Genomic DNA, 18,356 nt, shown 5'->3' with positions numbered 1-18,356 from the left:
TAGCTGTCTCAAGCCTGGGATTATTCTGAACTAATAAAGTGGGTCTCAGGCATCCCTTTTAAATCACCGAGAAATTGCTGCATGGCGGAGTTAATATATCTACTGGACTTATAAATGACGCCAACTGGGTGAGTAACCTCCAGTTCAGGAATAGGGATTGTCTTCAAGCCTCCCTGGCGAAGCTCGCGCAGAATGGATTGCTTGGAGATGATAGCAGCTCCGAGATTAATCTCGATCATACGCTTCACTTCCTCACTGCTGGACAACTCCATGACGATATGAGGTTCAATGCCATGCCGCTTAAAAAGATTGTCAACGAACATCCGTCCGACAGTATCAGGGGAGAGCATAATCAGTGGAACATCCTTCAACGTATCCAGTGTAGGCGCGGGCATACTAGCCAATGGGTGAAGCGGAGATACTGCCAATTCAAACGTATCGTAGTATAGCACTGAGGATAATACATGGGGATTATTCTCAATCAGATAGCCTATACCGATATCCACCAATCCTTGCTCCACGTTCTGATAAATAAGAGATGAAGGCATGGACTGAATCGTCGTCTTGATCATTGGAAATTGATCTTGGAAATAGGATAGAATCCGAGGCAATATCTGAATGGCGATAGAGGTCGTTGTGCCAAGCACAATATGCCCTTGAGGCGTATGCTCCATATCGGATAGCTTCTGCTTCAGTTCTTCCACGATATCTAGAATTTGTTCCGCCTTCTCCAGGAATACCTGGCCGCGGTCCGTGAGTGTCACCGGCTGATTGCGGTCGACTAAGACGCTTTTGAATTCATCTTCCAAGCTTTTGATTTGCGCAGAGACGGCTGGCTGAGTCAGATTCAGCAATTCTCCTGCTTTGCGGAAGCTTTTCGTTTTGGAAATGGTGATTAGTGTCTCCAGTTGACTGATATTCATCCCACATCCTCCTTTCTTCCACCGTACTCCACTAGTCCGCTGAGTGCGGTCATAAACCTTATTATATTTATTTTAATAATTATAGGTGATTTTTATAGCCTAAGGCAATGACATGGTGCCGACCTCTTTGTCACGTGACAAAGATCTAGTTCATTCAGCATAATTCAATTTATAATGACTTATATCTGGTAATAAAGTATAATAAATTTAATCAAATTACGGGACTTTAGTATCGATTAACTTTCTGTGAAAAGGGGACCAAATAGTGAAAGCGGAAATGATAAATCCTTTTCTTGAGTCAGCTCGATCTGTGATTGAACAAGTAGTACAGGTTAGCCCTTCTACTGGCAATTTGGGGGTTAAGGACGTAGTGCCGGCCCGGGATCATATTTGGATTCAGATTGATATGAGTGGTCATTTTAGCGGTATGGTTGTCTTTGGACTACAGGAGAGCGTAGCTCTGCGGATCGTATCGGCAATGATGGGCGGGTTCGTATTGACGGAAATGGATGAGATGGGACAGAGCGCGATCTCTGAGCTTGGAAATATGATTAGTGGCAATGCGAGTACAATTTTGTCAAATCAAGGGATTGTTGTAGATATTACTCCACCTCGCGTCATCAAGACTGGGCAGAATGACCTACCGGTACGGAAGGCTTTATGTATCCCGTTATTAATGGAAGGCATCGGCGAACTGGATATTCAAGTCATGGTTTCATAAGAGGTAGAGCCTGGCATATAATAGAAGCTAGGAGTTGAATAAACCATGACGCTGACTAATAAAGTGATCGTTGTGACAGGGGCTTCTAGTGGTATCGGTGCATTGACGGCGCAGATGCTGTCGGAGCGGGGAGCAACGGTTGTAATCGCTGCGAGATCATTACATAAATTGCAGAGCGTAAGCACTGGAATGATGGGGCCTTGCAGAATGCTTGAACTCGATGTAAGTCAGGATGAATCGGTTCAGGCCGCTTTTGAACAGGTGATTAAGGAATTTGGACATATTGATTGTCTAGTTAATAATGCCGGCTACGGGAAGTTCGAATATTGTGAGGACATGCCTGTAACGGAGTTCGCAGAAATGATGAATGTGAACTATATGGGAATCGTACGCTGTACCAAGGCTGTGCTTCCCCATATGAAGAAAGCAGGAAGCGGAATCATTGTGAATGTGGCTTCCATGGCCGGGAAGCTTGGAACGTCCAAGTCAACGGCTTATTCAGCGACAAAGCATGCGGTGCTGGGGTTCAGCAATTCATTGCGTCAGGAGCTTCGCGAGCATGGGATTCAGGTCACGACAATTAATCCGGGACCGATTGATACACCGTTCTTCAGCATTGCCGATCCAGAAGGTCATTACGTGAACAATGTGAAGTGGTTCATGATGAAGCCGGAACGGGTTGCCAAGGCGATGGTATCAGCGATTGAGAAGCGGAAGACAGAAGTGAATCTGCCAAGGATGGCGGCTGCAGGAATCAAGCTGTATCAGATGTTTCCAAGGCTTGCGGATCGCTTAAGTTATAGTATGTTGAATAAGAAATAAGTGAGCTATTGAGCCGGCTGGCAGCAGCCGGCTTTTGTATCGTGAAAGCGACCATTTGTTGTGTTCTACTGTTATCGCATATAATGGAAATAATGATTACGAAGAGGTTGTTTACAAATCCACGATCTCTAACGAAATGATTTGAACAAGTATTTTATGATAAGGATGAAAAAAATGTCTAATACAACTTTTACAGGCCTCGGAATAGGCGAGAAACTTGCGGGGAAGCTGGTCGACTATGGAATTCAGCAGCCAACTCCCGTACAGGAGGAATGCATTCCGGCAGCTCTGGATGGCCGTGATGTGCTTGCCCAATCCCAGACGGGAACCGGTAAGACATTGGCTTATTTGCTACCAATGCTAGAGAAGATGACTCCTGACAAGACCCTGCAGGGCCTTATTCTTGCCCCTACGCAGGAGCTGGCCATGCAGATTCAGCGCGAGGCTGAGAAATATGGGGAAGCGCTGGGAATTACAGTCCAAGCTCTGATTGGTGGTGCAGCGATTAAGAGACAACTGGAACGGCTACGTCTGCATCCTCAGCTTGTGGTTGGTACTCCAGGGCGAATTCGTGAGATCGTCGAAATGAAGAAGCTCAAACTGCATACCTTACGGACGGTCGTTGTGGATGAGGTTGACCAAATGTTCAAGCTCGGCGGGACGGCGGATGTTGAACGAATTCTGCGCGGTACGCTCCGCGACCGTCAGCTGATGTTCCTGTCGGCAACGATTGACGAGCATATTCGTGCTCTGGCAGGGCGGGAGATGAAAGAACCCGTTGAGGTAGGTATCGAGCCTGAGCAGCGGACTTCGCGAAGCCTGGAGCATCTTTACTTCAAGTGTGAAGAACGGGATAAGATCGATATGTTGCGGCGGATTGTACGTCACTTTAATCCCGAGCGGGCGATCGTATTTATTAACAATACAACCGATATCGCCGAGGTTGAGGCGAAGATGAACTATGTCGGCCTAAGTGCAGGAGCGCTCTATGGTGATGCGGACAAGACAGTGCGTAGTGTGACGCTACGCCGGTTCAGGGAAGGCAAGATCCGCTTGCTCGTTGCCAGTGATGTTGCCGCTCGCGGCCTCGATGTTGAGAATCTGACATTGGTAATCAACCTTGATCCGCCGATTGATGCAGATCATTATGTTCACCGCGTCGGCCGAACTGGACGCATGGGGCACTCTGGTCTGGCAGTATCGCTCGTCTCGTCCAAGGAAGAATTCATCATGCGCAAGTTCTCGCGTGAATTGGGTATCGAGATAACGCCACGCAATTTATATAAGGGACAGATTGTTGAAGGTGACGCGCTTCCTGAAGCTAGGAGCAGTGCGTCTACTGGTAGACAAACAACCAAAGGAAAAGAGCGGAGTATTGACTCAGCTCGTATCTCGGAGTCTGGCCAGCCGAGACGTCCAGCCAAGGCCAAGGAGACCAGCAAGGCCGGGAACCGGCCGAGCAAGTCGGCACCGGCTCCTGCCCGTAAGAAAGCCCGCGACCAGGATCGGAAGAATAAAGGGGCGCCGAAATGGCTTAAGGATAAGCAAAATAATCATTAATCCATGAATGTTAAAGGGGGGATTCATCGATGAGTGAGACACCCGTATTGCAGGTGGAGGAACTAAGTGGCGGTTATAGTATAGGACGTCCTGTATTACATGATGTTCAGTTCACCGTGAACAAGGGTGAAATGGTCGGATTAATCGGTCTGAACGGTGCAGGCAAGAGTACGACGATGAAGCATATTCTTGGCCTTATGTCGCCTCACCGTGGCGGGATCACAGTCCAAGGCAAGACCAGGGGGGAGAATCCGGAGGCGTATCAATCCTCACTCGCTTTTGTACCGGAATCTCCGCTACTGTACGAGGAATTGACGGTGCGTGAGCATCTGGAATTCGCGGCGAGAGCATATAATGTAGCGAAGGAAGACTATGAAGAGAGGGCAGCGAGGCTGCTGAAGCTCTTCAATATGGAGGAGAAGGCTGATAGCCTGTCCATGCATTTGTCCAAAGGGATGAAGCAGAAGGTCATGATTATGTGTGCCTTCGTAGCCAGACCGCCGCTTTATATCATTGATGAGCCGTTTCTGGGTCTGGACCCGCTGGGCATTCGCTCTTTACTGGACTTCATGATTGAGATGCGGGCTCAGGGCTCGTCGATTCTACTTAGCTCTCACATCTTGTCCACGATTGAGAACTATTGCGATCGTTTCATTGTGCTACACCGGGGGGAGGTCATCGCTCAGGGGACGCTTGCCGAGATTGCAGAGCAGGCCAAGCTGCCGGGGGCTGCGCTGGAAGACATTTTCTATTCTTTAGTTAAAGGCGGAGATTAGAAGATGGAACTTCAGGAGCTGCGTCGAAAGCGCAAATCTTCGTTTTGGAGCAAAGTGCTCCCGTTTGTGCCATATGTCATTCAGAGCGGCGTTGCCGTTCTGTTCTTATTGCTGTTGATCGCCTTCGCAGCCTGGTACACTAATTTTCTGCAAAATATCCCGCCAGGACTGCCGGTCCTGTGGATTATGCTGCTCTTACTTGGTCCGATGACGGTTTATTCCAGTTTTCGTACCTATATGCAGCCCGCTGATATTATCTTTCTGCTACCGAGGGAAGCCGACATGAAGCAATATTTGTCGCCGGCCCACCGCAGCGGAGTTATCTACAAGCTGATCGGCCTATTTCTCATCTTAGTGCTTGTCTGGCCGTTGTACATCCGCAGCGGAGTGGATACCAAACCACTCTGGATGGTCTTGCACGTCCTGCTTCTACTTAAGGTACTCAGTGCCTATGGCTCTTGGCAGGAGCTTAGAATTACAACAGCCCGGGCCAGAATGGGCTATCGCCTGCTTCGTTGGTGCGTCATTCTGCTTATGCTGGCCGCCTGGTTATGGCAGCCCGCCTGGAAAAGCCTAATCTTTATGCTGCTAGTCGGCGTCAATTATGTATTGGCTCTGCGCTTCCCGATGAAGCATGCGGTGGCATGGGACAATCTAATCGAGGCGGAGAAGATAGGGGCGTCCAAAGTCATGATGTGGCTGGGCTGGTTTGTTGAGGTTCCGGCTGACGGACAGAAGGTGATTCGCAGACGCTGGCTGTCAGGTATAGGCAACAGAATGCCTTGGCAGCGTTCTACCGCGTACCGCTTCTTGATTACGAAGACGTTCATACGTAGTGAATTGTTAGGGATTGTAGCGAGATTGACATTGTTGGGGATGGCACTCACCGGCTGGAACGGTGCAAGCTGGCTCGGGATCGGGCTGTATCTGTTCTTTACATTTCTGATCGCTACCCAGCTTACTTCACTGCACCAAATGCATGCTGATTCCCCGGCTACGGCCTTCTATCCGCTTCCAAGTGGAGCCCATAAGACAGAGGCAATTCGCCTTGCATCGCGCTTGCTCCTGGTACTGACAGTTCTGATGTGGATTCCTCTAGCGGTAGCATCGTGGATGGACAATTTAATGTGGGTTCTGCTGAGTCTTGTGATCGCTGTACTTATGGTATTTGGATTAAGATCTACCTGGGTCAAGAAATGGAAAGACGAAGATGAATAAATAGAGGAAGTCTAAAACAAACACAATAATAACAACAGGCCAGCGGCGATATGCCGGCTGGCCTTTGAATTGCTTGAAGGTATGGTCGGTTAGATAAATGTACGGCTAACAATGACAAGCAGGATAAAGAGCACGAGAATAACTCCAGTACTGGTCCACAGACCACCGCATCCGCCTCTTCCTTCTTCGATAACTCCGCCCATGTACAATTCCCCTTTCTGATTAAGAAGATAATTTATACAATGTATGGTATGACTATAGCCTGGAATGTGCTTGGGCGAATGTATCGGTGGTCTCCCGGAAAAGTGGATTTAAGCCTGTAGGTCCGTAACCCCTTGGTAGATCAGATTGAACAAATCCTCGAGATTCTCTTCGCCAATGCAGGAGAAGGCGATGCGCAGATCGGTATCGCCAAGGGCGATCGTACCGACACCATACTCGCGAATCAGATGCTGACGCAGTGCTTCGGCGTTTACTGTCTTTAGCTTGAGACACATAAAGTATCCGGAATTGAAAGGATAGTAATCCCACACATCCCCGTAGTTTCCACTATCGAGCAGCGTTTTCACTTTATTGGCGCGTCTCTTCATGATCTGGAATTTCTCTTCCTTCTGCGCGTGGAAATCAGGAGATTTGAGCGCTTGAAGAATGAAGGTTTGCGAAGGATGCGAACCGCTGGAGATCGTGGCGCGAATAATGCCTGTTGTCTTCTGCTCTAATGCTGCAAGGACATCAGCATTATCGTTCGCAAAGGTAATAAAGCCAACTCTGAAGCCCCATACATACTCTTCTTTCGTGGCTCCGTCCACCTTGATCGGAAGAATTCGTGGATGAAGACCAGCTAGCTTGCCGAACAGAGATTCTGTCATCGATTCTTCGAAGAACAAGCCGAAATAGGCGTCGTCCGTAACGGCAACGACATTGATACCGGCTTCGGCAGCTTCATGGATCGCAGACACGATCTCTTGGCCTTCCTTAGCTCCCGGTGTGTAGCCTGTCGGGTTGTTCGGGAAATTGAGGATAACGATCGCTTTGCCCTTGTCTCGTTGCGCTAGCAGAGCCTCGCGAAGGCCAGCGCTGTTGAACTTCATATCTTCGGTGAAGAGAGGATAGTTGATAATATGAGCATGGCGACGGATGCCGAAGGTCAGCTCATAATTCTCCCAATTTTTATCCGGGTAAATGACGGCATCGCCTTCATCCGCGAACAGATCGGCAACTACGCTCAGGCCATGCGTAAGCGCATTAGTAACCACCGGGCTACCGAAGCTCTTACCGCCAATTGCAGGATTCTCCTCGATCATCTTCTCACGCCATAATTTACGCAATTCCGGTTTGCCTGCAGGCGGTGCATAAGGGTATAAATCCTGCGGTTTATAGGCGGACAAGGTGTCTTGAATTGCGGCAAGATGCATAGGGATGCCATTCTCGGTTGCGATGCCGATCGTTGCATTATACTTCTTAGCCCCTGCGGATGCTTCAGCCGATTGGCTCAGGATCCCTTCTTTCGGGAAGTAAATCTCCTTACCCAGCTGAGATAACATGTCATAAACATAGCCTTGCTGCAAGGTCTGGTTCAACTGCTCTGCAAGTGGATTCAGGCTCATTCTCGTTCCATCCTTCCAATCGTTTATTTTTCCGTTTTAGACTGCCTTACATTATAACATTTACAACATAAGCCGTCACGATGATTTCCTTCTATTCCTCGGGGAAATAGGACAGTTTGAAGATGTTCAACAGGTAACAAAATGAGTATAATACTGACAAGAAAAATTTTTTGGGGGAGGGAAGGACATGCTTCACATTTCACCATCATCTTTTATTCTGAAGCCGGCATTTGCCAAAATTGTATGCGAACCTAACTGGAAGTGGCGCAAGCGAGATAAAGCGCTGGAGAACTATGATTTATTCTATGTGTGGAGCGGGGAAGGAAACGTCGTCCTGAACAACCAGTCTTTTCAAGTGAGTAAAGGAAGCTGCTTCTTGTTTCGCAAAGGTGATCATCCGACAGCAACGCATAATCCACAACGCCCGCTAGTGCTTACATATATTCATTTTGACATTGATGAACCTGTAATGGAGGTTCCCAAATCTTATCGGGTACTGGATAATACCCTAGATTTTGAATATATGCTGTCTCGCTATGTACGCTTGTTCCTGGTGCATGCATATGGAGCGGAGGAGGAGGCTCGCCTGATCCTGAAGCAACTCCTCATCTACTTGCTGCGCGAGGATCGTGAGGTACCCCGGGAGAAGAAAATGAGCAATCAACTGGTCGAGGTTATCCGTGAGGTGGCTAATTATGTTCTACAGCATCCCGGATTGCCGCATAAAGTCGAGGATTTGGCCGCCCGGGCCGGATTGTCAGCGCGCTACTTTTCGATCAAATTTAAAGAGATTATAGGCATGTCCGTGCAGACCTATATCATTAAATGCAGGATTGATCGCGCTCAGCATCTGCTCTTGCATGCAGGCATGAATGTAACCGAAGTGGCCGATGCTTTGGGGTATAGGGACATATTTTTCTTCAGCCGACAATTCAAACAGTATACGGGGAAGAGTCCTTCTGAAATAAGATGATCCATACGGGATTGAAAATAAAGTTAATAAGAAAAAACCTGAGTACTCAGGTTTTTTCTTGTCTATATGATTACTTACCCGACTCAGAATTGTGAAAATGCCCGAGCAGGGTCCCGACTTTGACTTTACTTCCCACGTCCAGGCCGGACAACGGATGGAAGTTCTTCTGCATCAGGAGAACCACCGTGGAGCCGAATTCGAAATAGGCCAGCTCATCGCCGCGCTCCCACTCTTTGGTGTCGTTATCGACATATTTGATGCTGCTGACATTCATGGCCCCGACTTTTACGACGGCGGTCTCTCCGTATTCATGGGAAATATATGTGATGAGCCGCTCGTTGCGGCTAAGTACAGAACGCATATTGGTCATGCCGAAGTCATTCACGGGATATACTCTTCCCGGTATGTGCTCACTTTCCAGCTTGCGTCCGCTGACAGGCACATGAATGCGATGGTAGTCGGTTGGGCTGAGATAGAGCACATAAGCATAGCCATTGCGGTAAGCCTCGCTCCTCGGTGAATGGTTAAGCAGTTCATCAATGGAATAGTCCTGTCCTTTTACATTCAGAATCGTACTGGATTGGATCTTCCCCATGGCAGTAATAAGCGCATCCACTGGGCTTACGACACCGCCTGGCTCCTGGCAAATCGGGCGCATCCCTTGCTTGAGCCTGCGCGTAAAGAATTCATTCAAAGTGCGGTACTCTTTGATTTCTTTCTCCGCTTCATCCAGGGTAATTCCATAAGCTTTAGCAAAGCGTGGAATGACGAACCTGCTCCATTTGGAATGGGAAAAGCGGCCAGTCAGCCGGCAAATCGATTTTCGCGAGGATAGCTCTGTCATCCATATCATCCATTTGGTAGCCAATTGTTATTTCCTCCCATAGGTGAAGGGCAGTTGGAACTGCCGCAATCTACTTTCGTTATCTTGACATAGAATAAGAGTGAAAGCAATAAATATAAAAATATTGTAATTGATGCTTGCGAACTTGGAAACATGTGGTGTATTGTAATGTTAATTGCATAGGGATACGGGGGCTTGAGTGAATCAGGCTGAGATGGCAGCATACTCCGCTGCAGACCGTTAATCTGATCTGGATAATGCCAGCGTAGAGAATCTATCGTCCTGTTCATGCTTATTTTGTGGACTCATCATGTCTGCATACTGGGACTATACAACCGACTGAGCTTATTCAGCCGGTTTTTTGTTGTTCTCTAGACGGAATATCCCCGCAATAAATTTATTAAGGAGTGATAGTAATGGTAGAGGTCAACTTGCAAAAGGGAAAAAGAGGACTGAAGCTTAGCGATCTTCTGGTGACGGTGCTAATCTCGGTTGTAATCGGAGTAGTGTATCATTTGTGGAGCTCGGTGTACGGACTCCTATCTCCGCTGTTCTTTCAGGCTGATGAACTGGTGTACGGCATGTGGTTCATCGCCTCGACACTTGTATTTCTATTGATTCGCAAGCCGGGTGTGGCGCTGATTGCCGAAGTTGCAGCCGCGCACGTAGAGGTTCTATTCGGCAGCGCTTGGGGAATTCAGCTGCTTGTCTATAGTCTGCTTCAGGGTCTTGCCGCAGAGCTCATATTTGCTGCATTCCGCTATCGTAATTTCTCCGCGCCGGTTGCGGGTCTCGCAGGTCTTGCCGCATCCATTGGCTCGCTGATTCCAGACATTTTCTATGGATATGTCGGAGATTATGCGCCGTGGATGTTCATTGCCAAATATTCAATGCGTGCCGTCAGCTCGGTTGTAATCGCTGGGTTCCTGGCCTACAGCTTGGCCAAAGCAGTCGAGCGAACAGGGGTAACCAATCTGCTTCGTCCTGTCGAATCCAAAGATCTGGCGGCGTTGGATGATTAATGATGAACACATCTTATGTAAATGTGATTGCAGAGTCTGATATTAAGGATGCTGAGCAAGCGGCTGTGGTACCCGATATCATTTTGGGGGTGCAAGACCTTCGGCTGAAGTTCCCAGGGGAAGCTGCATTCGTATTCAAGGACTTGTCCCTCTCAGTAAGGCGCGGTGAGAAGGTGCTATTGCTCGGACCCAGCGGCTGCGGCAAGTCTACTTTGCTCCAGGTGCTGAGCGGGATCATGCCTGAGATGGTCGAGGTACCGCTGCGGTTCAAGGAGAGAATGGTTCCTGAATCAAGAGGCGTATTGTTTCAGGACCCTGATACGCAGTTTTGTATGCCTTACATAGATGAAGAACTGGCCTTCGTGCTGGAGAATCTATGTATTCCCAGGGAAGAGATGGAGACACGGATGAGGCAGGCTCTGGATCAGGTAGGCTTGTTCTTTGAGAATCTACATGTTCCGATTAATTCACTGTCGCAGGGAATGAAGCAGCGACTGGCGCTTGCTTCGGTGCTTCTTGCCGATCCTGAGGTTCTGTTCCTGGATGAGCCTTCCGCATTGCTTGATCCCGAAGGACGCAAGCAGATCTGGGAGGCCATTCATTCTATCGCTGAAGGGCGAACTCTAGTCATTGTTGAGCATCGGATTGAAGAAATGATTGGGCTTGTGGACAATGTAGTATTGTTCAACCCGGACGGACAAATTCTCGGGCAGGCTCCTCCGATGAAGCTGTTTGCCTCCTTCCATGAACAATTGGAGCAATTTGGCATCTGGTACCCTGGGGTATGGGAAGTCTTCTTCATGTCCCGGGACGGGGAGAAACTTCTGAGTCTCCCTATGGATGCCCCACGTTCCTCCTTGGCGGATCCACTGATTGAGTTGAAGCAATTTTACGGCTACAGACAGCGGAGGCCCGTGATTGAAGTGGAGCAAGCCGAGATATATCCTGGAGACTTCATCGTAATTACAGGGCCAAATGGTGCAGGGAAGAGTTCATTATTGCTCAGCTTGATGGGGCTTCTGCCTACAGATGGAACCTACAGGCTGCAGGGGATTGATATGAGCGGAGACAAGGCTAAGAGAAGACGGACCGAGAAGGCTGCTCGGAAGATTGGCTTTGTATTTCAGAATCCAGAGATGCAGTTCGTGGCTGATCAAGTGAGCGAGGAAATTGCCTTCTCCTTATATGAAGAGGGGGATGACAAAGATAACATTTCATCCCTAGTGAGGCAGGCGATAGGGCAGTTCGGATTAGAGGGAATGGAACACCGTCATCCCTATCAGCTCTCGCTAGGTCAGAAGCGGCGCCTAAGTGTGGCTGGAGCGACAGTGCTGAATAAGCCGGTGCTGCTACTGGATGAGCCGACTTTTGGTCAGGATGCTGTGAGCACCTTCGCGATTCTAAGCTTGTGCGAGGAACTTCGCAGGCAGGGAATTGCAATTGTGATGATCACGCATGAGGAGAGGCTGGTCGACACGATAGCAACCCTGGAATGGAGAGTAGTGAATGGGCGACTTGTGGAGAGAAGACTGACCAAACGGGGAGAGACAATGGCTAAGCGAAATGGAGCGATAGGGGCGTGGATGGGGCATGAATGATTTATTAATTCCGCATCGTGTTAATCCATTTCATCGCGCGAATCCAGTTGCTAAGCTGATTTGTATGATTGCGCTATTTATGCTGACGCTCTTCACCCACCGGCTTGATTTTATTTTTTACCAGATGACTTGCTTTCTGCTATTGCTAGTGTTCTTTAGTGGACATAGACTCTGGAAAATATCACTTATTATGACGCCGTTCCTAATCGTCTTCCTAGCCTCCTCTTCAACAATGATTCTGTTTGGCAAGGGAGATACGATCTGGTGGGCATGGGGACTGATCCAAATTTCGCAGGAGAGCTTCTATCGCGGCATACACATCGGGTTCAAGGCTGTAACGTTTGCTTCGGAAGGCCTGTTGTTTGTGCTGACAACTCCGTCGGTCACTCTGTTCTATGCCTTGATGCAGAAGGCAAAGCTGCCACCTAAATTTGCTTATAGCTTCATGGCTTCGATCAGGCTGCTGCCCATGGTGTGGGAGGAGCTGCAAATTCGCCGTAACGCCTTAAAAATCCGTGGAGCCCGCTCCTTACGAGGAGGGATGAAATGGATCGGTGGCCTTAAGCTGTATATCGTTCCGCTGCTTGTCCAAGGAATTAGGAGGGCCCACCGGGTTGCGGTGGCGATGGAGACGAAGGCTTTTGATGGGAAAGGAAGAAGAAGCTATTATTACCCCTCAGAGTACTCGAGGAATGATTGTTGGGTTGTGCTCTTACTATGTGCCGCCGTTGGAGCTGCGCTACTAATGTCAGTTTTGCTGCCGCCTTTCGGGGTAGCTGATGTAAGATACTAGTTATGAATAGATGCACGTTAATGCAGAAAGGAGCTGTCCCTAGTGGTTTAGGGATAGCTCCTTATTAATGTTCGAATTAGCAGATAGTAAACGTTGTGTCTAATCAGATTTAGGTAGTTACTTTTATTCTTTCGCTTTCTGTCTATTTCTGATGATTCAGTAAATACCTTGCGTAGGCCATTGGAGCCTGATAAGTGTCCTTCCAGATATTTGTCATTGCCGCTTTGCGAAATCCGTAGCGTTGATCCCGTCCGTTGCATTCTATAAAGTAAGGGCGTCCGTTATCCGTAAGTCCGATGTCCAGCCCTAGGTCGGCTAACTGCGGAAGATTTGCGGATAACTCTGAAGCGATTGATAAGGACAGAGATTTAACATGAGCCAAGACGCTAGCGACGATCGGGGCAGGCAGCAGGTTGCCCAACAGCACAGGAGCTGGGTATGCCGTCCCTCCCTTGGCAATGTTGGAGATGAAGCTATTGGAGGGGGCAACCTTAGCGAACAAACCGGTAACATTCCAGGTACCGTTAATCCCTTTCTGCACAGTGACACGAAGATCGAGCGGCCTGTTATTGTATTCCAGCAAGGGAATACGTTCCTGTATGAAATAAGGTGTACGGGCAAGTAATTTTCCGAGCCACTGCGGTGGCTCTCCCGGATATAGACGCGCTCTGATCCAGCTTTTTTGGCGTAAGGAATAATGAATGATCTCCCAGCCTTTGGTTCCTTTTCGCAAACGTATGATTCCGTGACCCACCGATCCGCGTACTGGCTTGAGAATGAGGTCGGAGTATAGCTCCATCATTTGCTGCAGTCCGGAAGATGTTGCTGGAACAGAGACCGGTAAGTAACTGCGAAGATACTTATTGTCCCACAGCAATTTGTGGATGAGATCCTTACGATATCGATTGTTGGCGTTAAACACGGTTGTTCCTTGTGATATGAGCTGGAGGACATTCCTGTGAGCGGCCGGATCTGAGTAGAGAGCCCGGTTATGAATCACTTTGGGGATAGGAATGATAGATTTGGTATATTCCCGTCCGTTGTAGATATAGGCGATGCACTTCCCCTGTTTCAGATCGATATTACCCAAGCGGAGGAAACAGGGAATGAGATCGAATTCCTTAGCAACTTCCTCGTAATTATTTATCGATTCCTGACCGGTACGTCTTGTGGGAATACCACGAAACATGCTGGAATTAAGCAGGATTCCGACGTGGTCTGGTCCCATAGTGTTCCTCCTTCCTACTTGAGGCTTCTTTAACACTCTATGTTGGCCTGACCCGAAAGCGTGGACGACTGTTCTGCGGCAACAGCCTGTTTTATTGTTGTTAACTGTATGCACATTTTACAGAGTAAGGTCGTATATTTATCTAATATAATGAGTGATCAAAAAGGCTAATTTTTAGCACTGAGAAGTGGGGGAGTAAAATTAGCTATTGAAATACCTTTGAAGAGATTTATGCGGAGGTTTGGAGATGAACAGTAGCGTCATGACAGAACGGGGATCTAAGTCTGTATTGGAACGCCATAAGGTAGCGGTGATTACTCCCGGCTCCTTCATTATTCCATCAGGCAGGAGCAGCTCGGTTGAGAGAGTGATTGAGAAGGTAGTACCGCTTGCGTCTGATCAATTGAATATTCGCATATTCGGGCTATCCGACAGACAGCTTCCGAACTTTGGCATGGTAGGCCATGTTCCGTGTTTCCGTCTGCCAGGTGGGCACCGTTACTTACAGTCGATCCTCCAACACCTCCGTAAATGGCATCCGGATACTATAGATGTGCATAACCGCCCTAGATTGGCTTTTCAAATCAAGAGAAAACTCCCGTTCACTCGTGTTCTGTTGACGCTCCATTCTACAACATTTATTAGTACGGCCTATAGTCCTCTGTTTGAGACTTCCCACTGGCTGAACCGAGTAGATGGGATCGTCGTGAATAGCGAGTATTTACGCTCAGAGCTGTTACTTCGATTCCCGGGGCTGCAGGTCCCGATCCTAGTAAATCCGTTAGGGGTCAGCCTGGAAGATTTCATACCTCGCTGGACTCCACTTGGAGAATCACTCCGCCAGGCCAGATTGGCTGATTTCGGTTGGGAGAACCGCAAGGTTGTTCTCTATGTAGGCAGGCTGCAGCGAGCCAAAGAGGTACACCATATTTTGAGTGCTTGGCCAACGATTCAGAAGCGCGTACCGGATGCAATGCTAGTTATTGTAGGCAGTGCATTTTATGGGACCGATCGTGAGACCGCCTATGTTCGGAAGCTGAAGAAGCTGGCTGAACCATATCAAGATCATGTCGTCTTCCTTCCATATATTAAGTATCCCAGAGTTGCTGATTGCTATAATTTGGCCGATGTTGTTATCGTTCCCTCCGGTGAGGAAGAGGCTTTTGGATTAGTGAATGTCGAGGCGATGGCCGCGGCAATACCGGTTATTGCCACCAATACAGGGGGGATTCCGGAGATTGTAGCCGATGGAGAATCCGGACTTCTGCTTCCGCCCGGTTCTCTCCAGCAAGGCCTCGCTGAGTATATTTCTTATTTGCTTAATCATGAAGAGGTGCGCCGGGTAATAGGGTGCACGGGGCGTGAACTTGCCCGCAGTAGATTTCGCTGGAAGCATACTGCGGAGCGTTGGGGACAATTAATGAGAGGAATCGAATAGAATTTTATGAATGGTGCGTAAGGAACTTACGCGCTTTTTTTGCATATTCACATGAATGTACATTTGCCGTTGCGTCAATTTCACACTCACATACACTGTTCTATATAGACTGGTACAACAAGACGGGGAGGTGCAGGCTTGATCAGAAGAAGGAAGAGAGGCTTGGTCCCAAGTACCAGAAAACAGGCTTCAAGGCCAAAGCTGCCGAAGATCGTTAATCATCGCGATCCTATGGTTTCTATAATTGTTCCGGCTATGAATGAGAGAGCGCGGCTGCCCTCCGTACTGCGTGAAGCTAGTAAAGTTCATCCGCGCAGCGAGACGATTGTCGTTGCAAATGGATCGACGGACGGAACGGCTGAGATTGCCGCTGCAATTGGCGCGAGGGTTATTCGTTTTGCCGAACCGCTTGGGCATGATGTTGGACGACGCGTCGGTGCGGAAGCAGCCAGAGGGCAGGCTCTGTTGTTTATGGATGCGGATATGATTATTTCGGCTGCTGAGCTGCGGCCATTCGTCAGGGCTGTATTATCCGGTGTGGACGTAGCCTTGAACGGATATTCCGGTTCAGTTGGCAGACAAAGAGCTCATCCTGTTGTGTTAGCGAAGTACTCGCTAAATGCTTGGCTGTCGCGCCCTGATCTCCACGGTGCCTCAATGACAGCTGTGCCTCATGCGCTCAGCCGTCAGGCTCTTGAAGTAATAGGCCCTAAGCTGCTAGAGATTCCTCCACTGGCCCATACGGTGGCAGCGGTTAGGGGATTGAATATTCAAATAGCGAACACCGTCGCGGTGGGGAGCATAAATCCTGTGCGCCGGAGAGTGGGAAGGTCCGATCCGCTGGCCTCGCTTGTGGTCGGCGACCATCTGGATGCGGTGCATTGGCTGATTCAGGAGCAGGGGCAGCGTGGAGGCTACAGTGACTTGAACCGACTACGGGGCAAGGTGAGGTGATGGTATGCGAATGGGAAGAATGCGAGCAGCTGGTAAAGGTAAAGCCCGACGAATTAATATAGCCAGACGCAATAGAAGAAAGGGGTACATTGCTAGGCGGAAGAAAGTGTTCCATGATGCAAATGCTACTCGATCGGAAGCACGGTCATACGGTGCAGACTGGCTGAAACGGCTGGCTTTGCAAGGTGGAAGAAAGGAAGCCGCCGGCAAGAGTAAAAGCGAACGCTCCTGTGAACACATGCAGCAATGCTTTAATTCATGGTACTTGGCACACGCGGCGGGAACACGAAGGGGATATTCCTCAATACTCCGTATTTCCACAGCTTTTGCGCATGGTTATGCAGCGGGAGACAACCTGCTGCGTCATTATATCCCACTCCCACTTAGAAGGACGACAGCAGCTGTAGTTGTAGCCAGCAATGAGAGAAGGACTTTAAATGCGGTACTTGCACAGCTTAGGCGCTTGCCTTTCGGGGAGATCGTGGTGGTACTGAATGGCTGCAGTGATGGAAGCTTCGCAGCTATGGAACATGATCCTCGTCTTATTAAGCTGAATTATCCAGAACGGCTCGGCCATGATGTGGGGAGAGCTCTTGGTGCCGCGGTGACTACTAAGGATACAGTTCTGTTCGTCGATGGGGATATGGCGCTACCTGCGGAGGATCTCGGAGCCTTTCTAGTAGCTGTTGAACAAGGGAGCGATGTGGCTCTCAATGATATTACACCGTTCCTGCCTTCATTCGCAAAGCAGGATAGTGTGACGTATAGCAAGATGTTTCTAAATATGTCGCTTGGACGCACGGATTTATTAGCTAACTCGCTCACTGCTGTTCCACATGCTCTATCTCGCAGAGCTATCGATGCATTAGGCCATGCCAGCCTGATCATCCCTCCCAAGGCACATGCACTTGCCTTAGTTCGCGGATTAACTGTAACAGCACCGTATTCGGTGAATGTGGTGAAGAATAACCGTATTCGCAGTACAAATACAGGTTCAGCGAACCCGGTAGCCGGTCTAATCCTTGGCGATCATATAGAGGCATTGGCGGAAGTGATGAAGATCTATGGTCCGCGGTTGAAATTTACGCGGATGACTCGCAGTAAGCTTGCGAAAGTGAGGAATGGACGTTGAGCAAGTTCGGTTTAACCAGTATCATTATTCCAACCTATAACGGTCTGCATCTATTGATTCCATGTGTAGAGGCGATTCGCCGCTTCACGGAAGTACCCTATGAGATCATTATCGTGGATAACGGATCGAGCGACGGGACTACGGAATACGGATTGCGTGAAGAACTTATTCTTGTAGCCATGCCTGATAACACAGGCTTTCCGGCAGCCTGCAATCGAGGGCTGAGCATTGCATCGGGTGATCAACTACTATTGCTTAATAATGACGTGATCGTCTCACCACGGTGGCTCAGCAATATGTTAACAACATTGTATAGTTCACAAGACATCGGAATGGTCGGACCCGTAACAAATTATTGTAGTGGAAGGCAGCAGGTGGATATTCAATGGGAGGGACTAACGGAGTATTACGCGCTTGCAGAGAAATATAATCAGTCTACCCCTGAGCGATGGCAGGAGGTGCCAAGGCTCGTCGGAATGTGTCTCATGTTCAAGCGGAAGCTATTCACTGAGCTCGGCCAGCTCGATGAGCGATTCTCACCAGGACACTATGAAGATGATGACTATTGCTATAGAGCTAGACGGCGTGGATATCGTCTTATGATATGCGGGGATACACTAGTCTACCACGCTGGAAGCGCCAGCTTTAGACAGCATCATCCCGATGGATGGAACTCTCTGATCGAGAGGAACCGAGGATTGTTTATCGAGAAATGGGGCATAGACCCTTGGCAGTTTATATAGATGA

At 48.8% G+C, this 18,356-nt stretch carries 18 protein-coding genes and 1 riboswitch; of the genes, 13 read left to right on the top strand and 5 right to left on the bottom strand.

Annotated elements, in window-relative coordinates:
- Window positions 1–20: 20 nt before the first annotated feature.
- Window positions 21–923, bottom strand: coding sequence for a LysR family transcriptional regulator (locus EI981_RS23585; protein ID WP_127002406.1), 903 nt, complete (start codon window positions 921–923; stop codon window positions 21–23).
- A gap of 265 nt (window positions 924–1,188) precedes the next feature.
- On the opposite strand from EI981_RS23585, the gene EI981_RS23580 reads away from it, so the two are divergent.
- The 5 genes from EI981_RS23580 (at window position 1,189) to EI981_RS23560 (ending at window position 6,020) form a co-directional block, all read left to right on the top strand.
- Complete coding sequence (locus EI981_RS23580) at window positions 1,189–1,644, top strand: chemotaxis protein CheX (protein WP_127002404.1); 456 nt, start codon at window positions 1,189–1,191, stop codon at window positions 1,642–1,644.
- 45 nt (window positions 1,645–1,689) lie between these two features.
- Window positions 1,690–2,466: an SDR family NAD(P)-dependent oxidoreductase gene (locus tag EI981_RS23575; RefSeq protein ID WP_127002402.1), complete on the top strand. Its 777-nt coding sequence runs from the start codon at window positions 1,690–1,692 to the stop codon at window positions 2,464–2,466.
- A gap of 174 nt (window positions 2,467–2,640) precedes the next feature.
- Window positions 2,641–4,026, top strand: coding sequence for a DEAD/DEAH box helicase (locus EI981_RS23570; RefSeq protein ID WP_127002400.1), 1,386 nt, complete (start codon window positions 2,641–2,643; stop codon window positions 4,024–4,026).
- Window positions 4,027–4,055: 29 nt separating this feature from the next.
- Window positions 4,056–4,802, top strand: coding sequence for an ABC transporter ATP-binding protein (locus EI981_RS23565; protein WP_127002398.1), 747 nt, complete (start codon window positions 4,056–4,058; stop codon window positions 4,800–4,802).
- Window positions 4,803–4,805: 3 nt separating this feature from the next.
- Window positions 4,806–6,020, top strand: coding sequence for an ABC transporter permease (locus tag EI981_RS23560; RefSeq protein ID WP_127002396.1), 1,215 nt, complete (start codon window positions 4,806–4,808; stop codon window positions 6,018–6,020).
- Between the two features lie 89 nt (window positions 6,021–6,109).
- Here the strand turns inward: EI981_RS23560 and EI981_RS29815 are convergent, their stop codons facing one another.
- Both EI981_RS29815 and EI981_RS23555 read right to left on the bottom strand, forming a co-directional pair.
- Complete coding sequence (locus EI981_RS29815) at window positions 6,110–6,223, bottom strand: sporulation protein YjcZ (protein ID WP_227011565.1); 114 nt, start codon at window positions 6,221–6,223, stop codon at window positions 6,110–6,112.
- Between the two features lie 108 nt (window positions 6,224–6,331).
- Window positions 6,332–7,621 (bottom strand): aminotransferase class I/II-fold pyridoxal phosphate-dependent enzyme, encoded by a 1,290-nt coding sequence (locus EI981_RS23555; RefSeq protein WP_127004955.1) that lies wholly within the window; start codon window positions 7,619–7,621, stop codon window positions 6,332–6,334.
- A gap of 193 nt (window positions 7,622–7,814) precedes the next feature.
- Here EI981_RS23555 and EI981_RS23550 point away from each other — a divergent pair, with 193 nt between their 5' ends.
- A complete protein-coding gene (locus EI981_RS23550) occupies window positions 7,815–8,600 on the top strand; it encodes a helix-turn-helix domain-containing protein (protein ID WP_127002394.1) in 786 nt (261 codons plus the stop codon).
- A 70-nt stretch (window positions 8,601–8,670) separates the two neighbouring features.
- On the opposite strand, the gene asd is transcribed toward EI981_RS23550, so the two are convergent.
- Window positions 8,671–9,468 carry an archaetidylserine decarboxylase gene (gene asd / locus EI981_RS23545; protein WP_127002392.1) on the bottom strand — a complete coding sequence of 266 codons (798 nt, stop codon included), beginning with the start codon at window positions 9,466–9,468 and terminating at the stop codon, window positions 8,671–8,673.
- A gap of 153 nt (window positions 9,469–9,621) precedes the next feature.
- Window positions 9,622–9,733: riboswitch (TPP riboswitch) on the top strand.
- A gap of 127 nt (window positions 9,734–9,860) precedes the next feature.
- Here asd and EI981_RS23540 point away from each other — a divergent pair.
- Genes EI981_RS23540 through EI981_RS23530 form a run of 3 tightly spaced genes read left to right on the top strand, consistent with a single transcriptional unit; the run spans window position 9,861 to window position 12,857 of the window.
- Window positions 9,861–10,466, top strand: coding sequence for an ECF transporter S component (locus EI981_RS23540; RefSeq protein WP_127002390.1), 606 nt, complete (start codon window positions 9,861–9,863; stop codon window positions 10,464–10,466).
- Between the two features lie 2 nt (window positions 10,467–10,468).
- On the top strand, window positions 10,469–12,064 hold the full coding sequence (locus EI981_RS23535; protein WP_127004953.1) for an ABC transporter ATP-binding protein: 1,596 nt from the start codon (window positions 10,469–10,471) through the stop codon (window positions 12,062–12,064).
- The gene (locus EI981_RS23530; RefSeq protein ID WP_127002388.1) at window positions 12,057–12,857 is read left to right on the top strand and encodes an energy-coupling factor transporter transmembrane component T family protein; all 801 of its coding nucleotides are present in this window, start codon (window positions 12,057–12,059) and stop codon (window positions 12,855–12,857) included. The genes EI981_RS23535 and EI981_RS23530 overlap by 8 nt, the downstream gene beginning before the upstream one ends.
- Window positions 12,858–12,999: 142 nt before the next feature.
- On the opposite strand, the gene EI981_RS23525 is transcribed toward EI981_RS23530, so the two are convergent.
- Window positions 13,000–14,085, bottom strand: a complete 1,086-nt coding sequence (locus EI981_RS23525; RefSeq protein WP_127002386.1) for a YheC/YheD family endospore coat-associated protein — start codon at window positions 14,083–14,085, stop codon at window positions 13,000–13,002.
- A 247-nt stretch (window positions 14,086–14,332) separates the two neighbouring features.
- On the opposite strand from EI981_RS23525, the gene EI981_RS23520 reads away from it, so the two are divergent.
- The 4 genes from EI981_RS23520 (at window position 14,333) to EI981_RS23505 (ending at window position 18,352) form a co-directional block, all read left to right on the top strand.
- Complete coding sequence (locus EI981_RS23520) at window positions 14,333–15,523, top strand: glycosyltransferase family 4 protein (RefSeq protein WP_227011564.1); 1,191 nt, start codon at window positions 14,333–14,335, stop codon at window positions 15,521–15,523.
- A 138-nt stretch (window positions 15,524–15,661) separates the two neighbouring features.
- Window positions 15,662–16,477 (top strand): glycosyltransferase family 2 protein, encoded by an 816-nt coding sequence (locus EI981_RS23515; protein WP_227011563.1) that lies wholly within the window; start codon window positions 15,662–15,664, stop codon window positions 16,475–16,477.
- Window positions 16,478–16,487: 10 nt separating this feature from the next.
- Complete coding sequence (locus EI981_RS23510) at window positions 16,488–17,609, top strand: glycosyltransferase (protein WP_162616255.1); 1,122 nt, start codon at window positions 16,488–16,490, stop codon at window positions 17,607–17,609.
- Window positions 17,606–18,352 carry a glycosyltransferase family 2 protein gene (locus tag EI981_RS23505; RefSeq protein ID WP_127002382.1) on the top strand — a complete coding sequence of 249 codons (747 nt, stop codon included), beginning with the start codon at window positions 17,606–17,608 and terminating at the stop codon, window positions 18,350–18,352. The genes EI981_RS23510 and EI981_RS23505 overlap by 4 nt, the downstream gene beginning before the upstream one ends.
- The last annotated feature ends 4 nt before the right edge of the window (window positions 18,353–18,356 follow it).

Source organism: Paenibacillus lutimineralis (assembly GCF_003991425.1).
Classification (GTDB): domain Bacteria; phylum Bacillota; class Bacilli; order Paenibacillales; family Paenibacillaceae; genus Fontibacillus; species Fontibacillus lutimineralis.
This window is presented reverse-complemented; position numbering and strand designations above follow the sequence as displayed.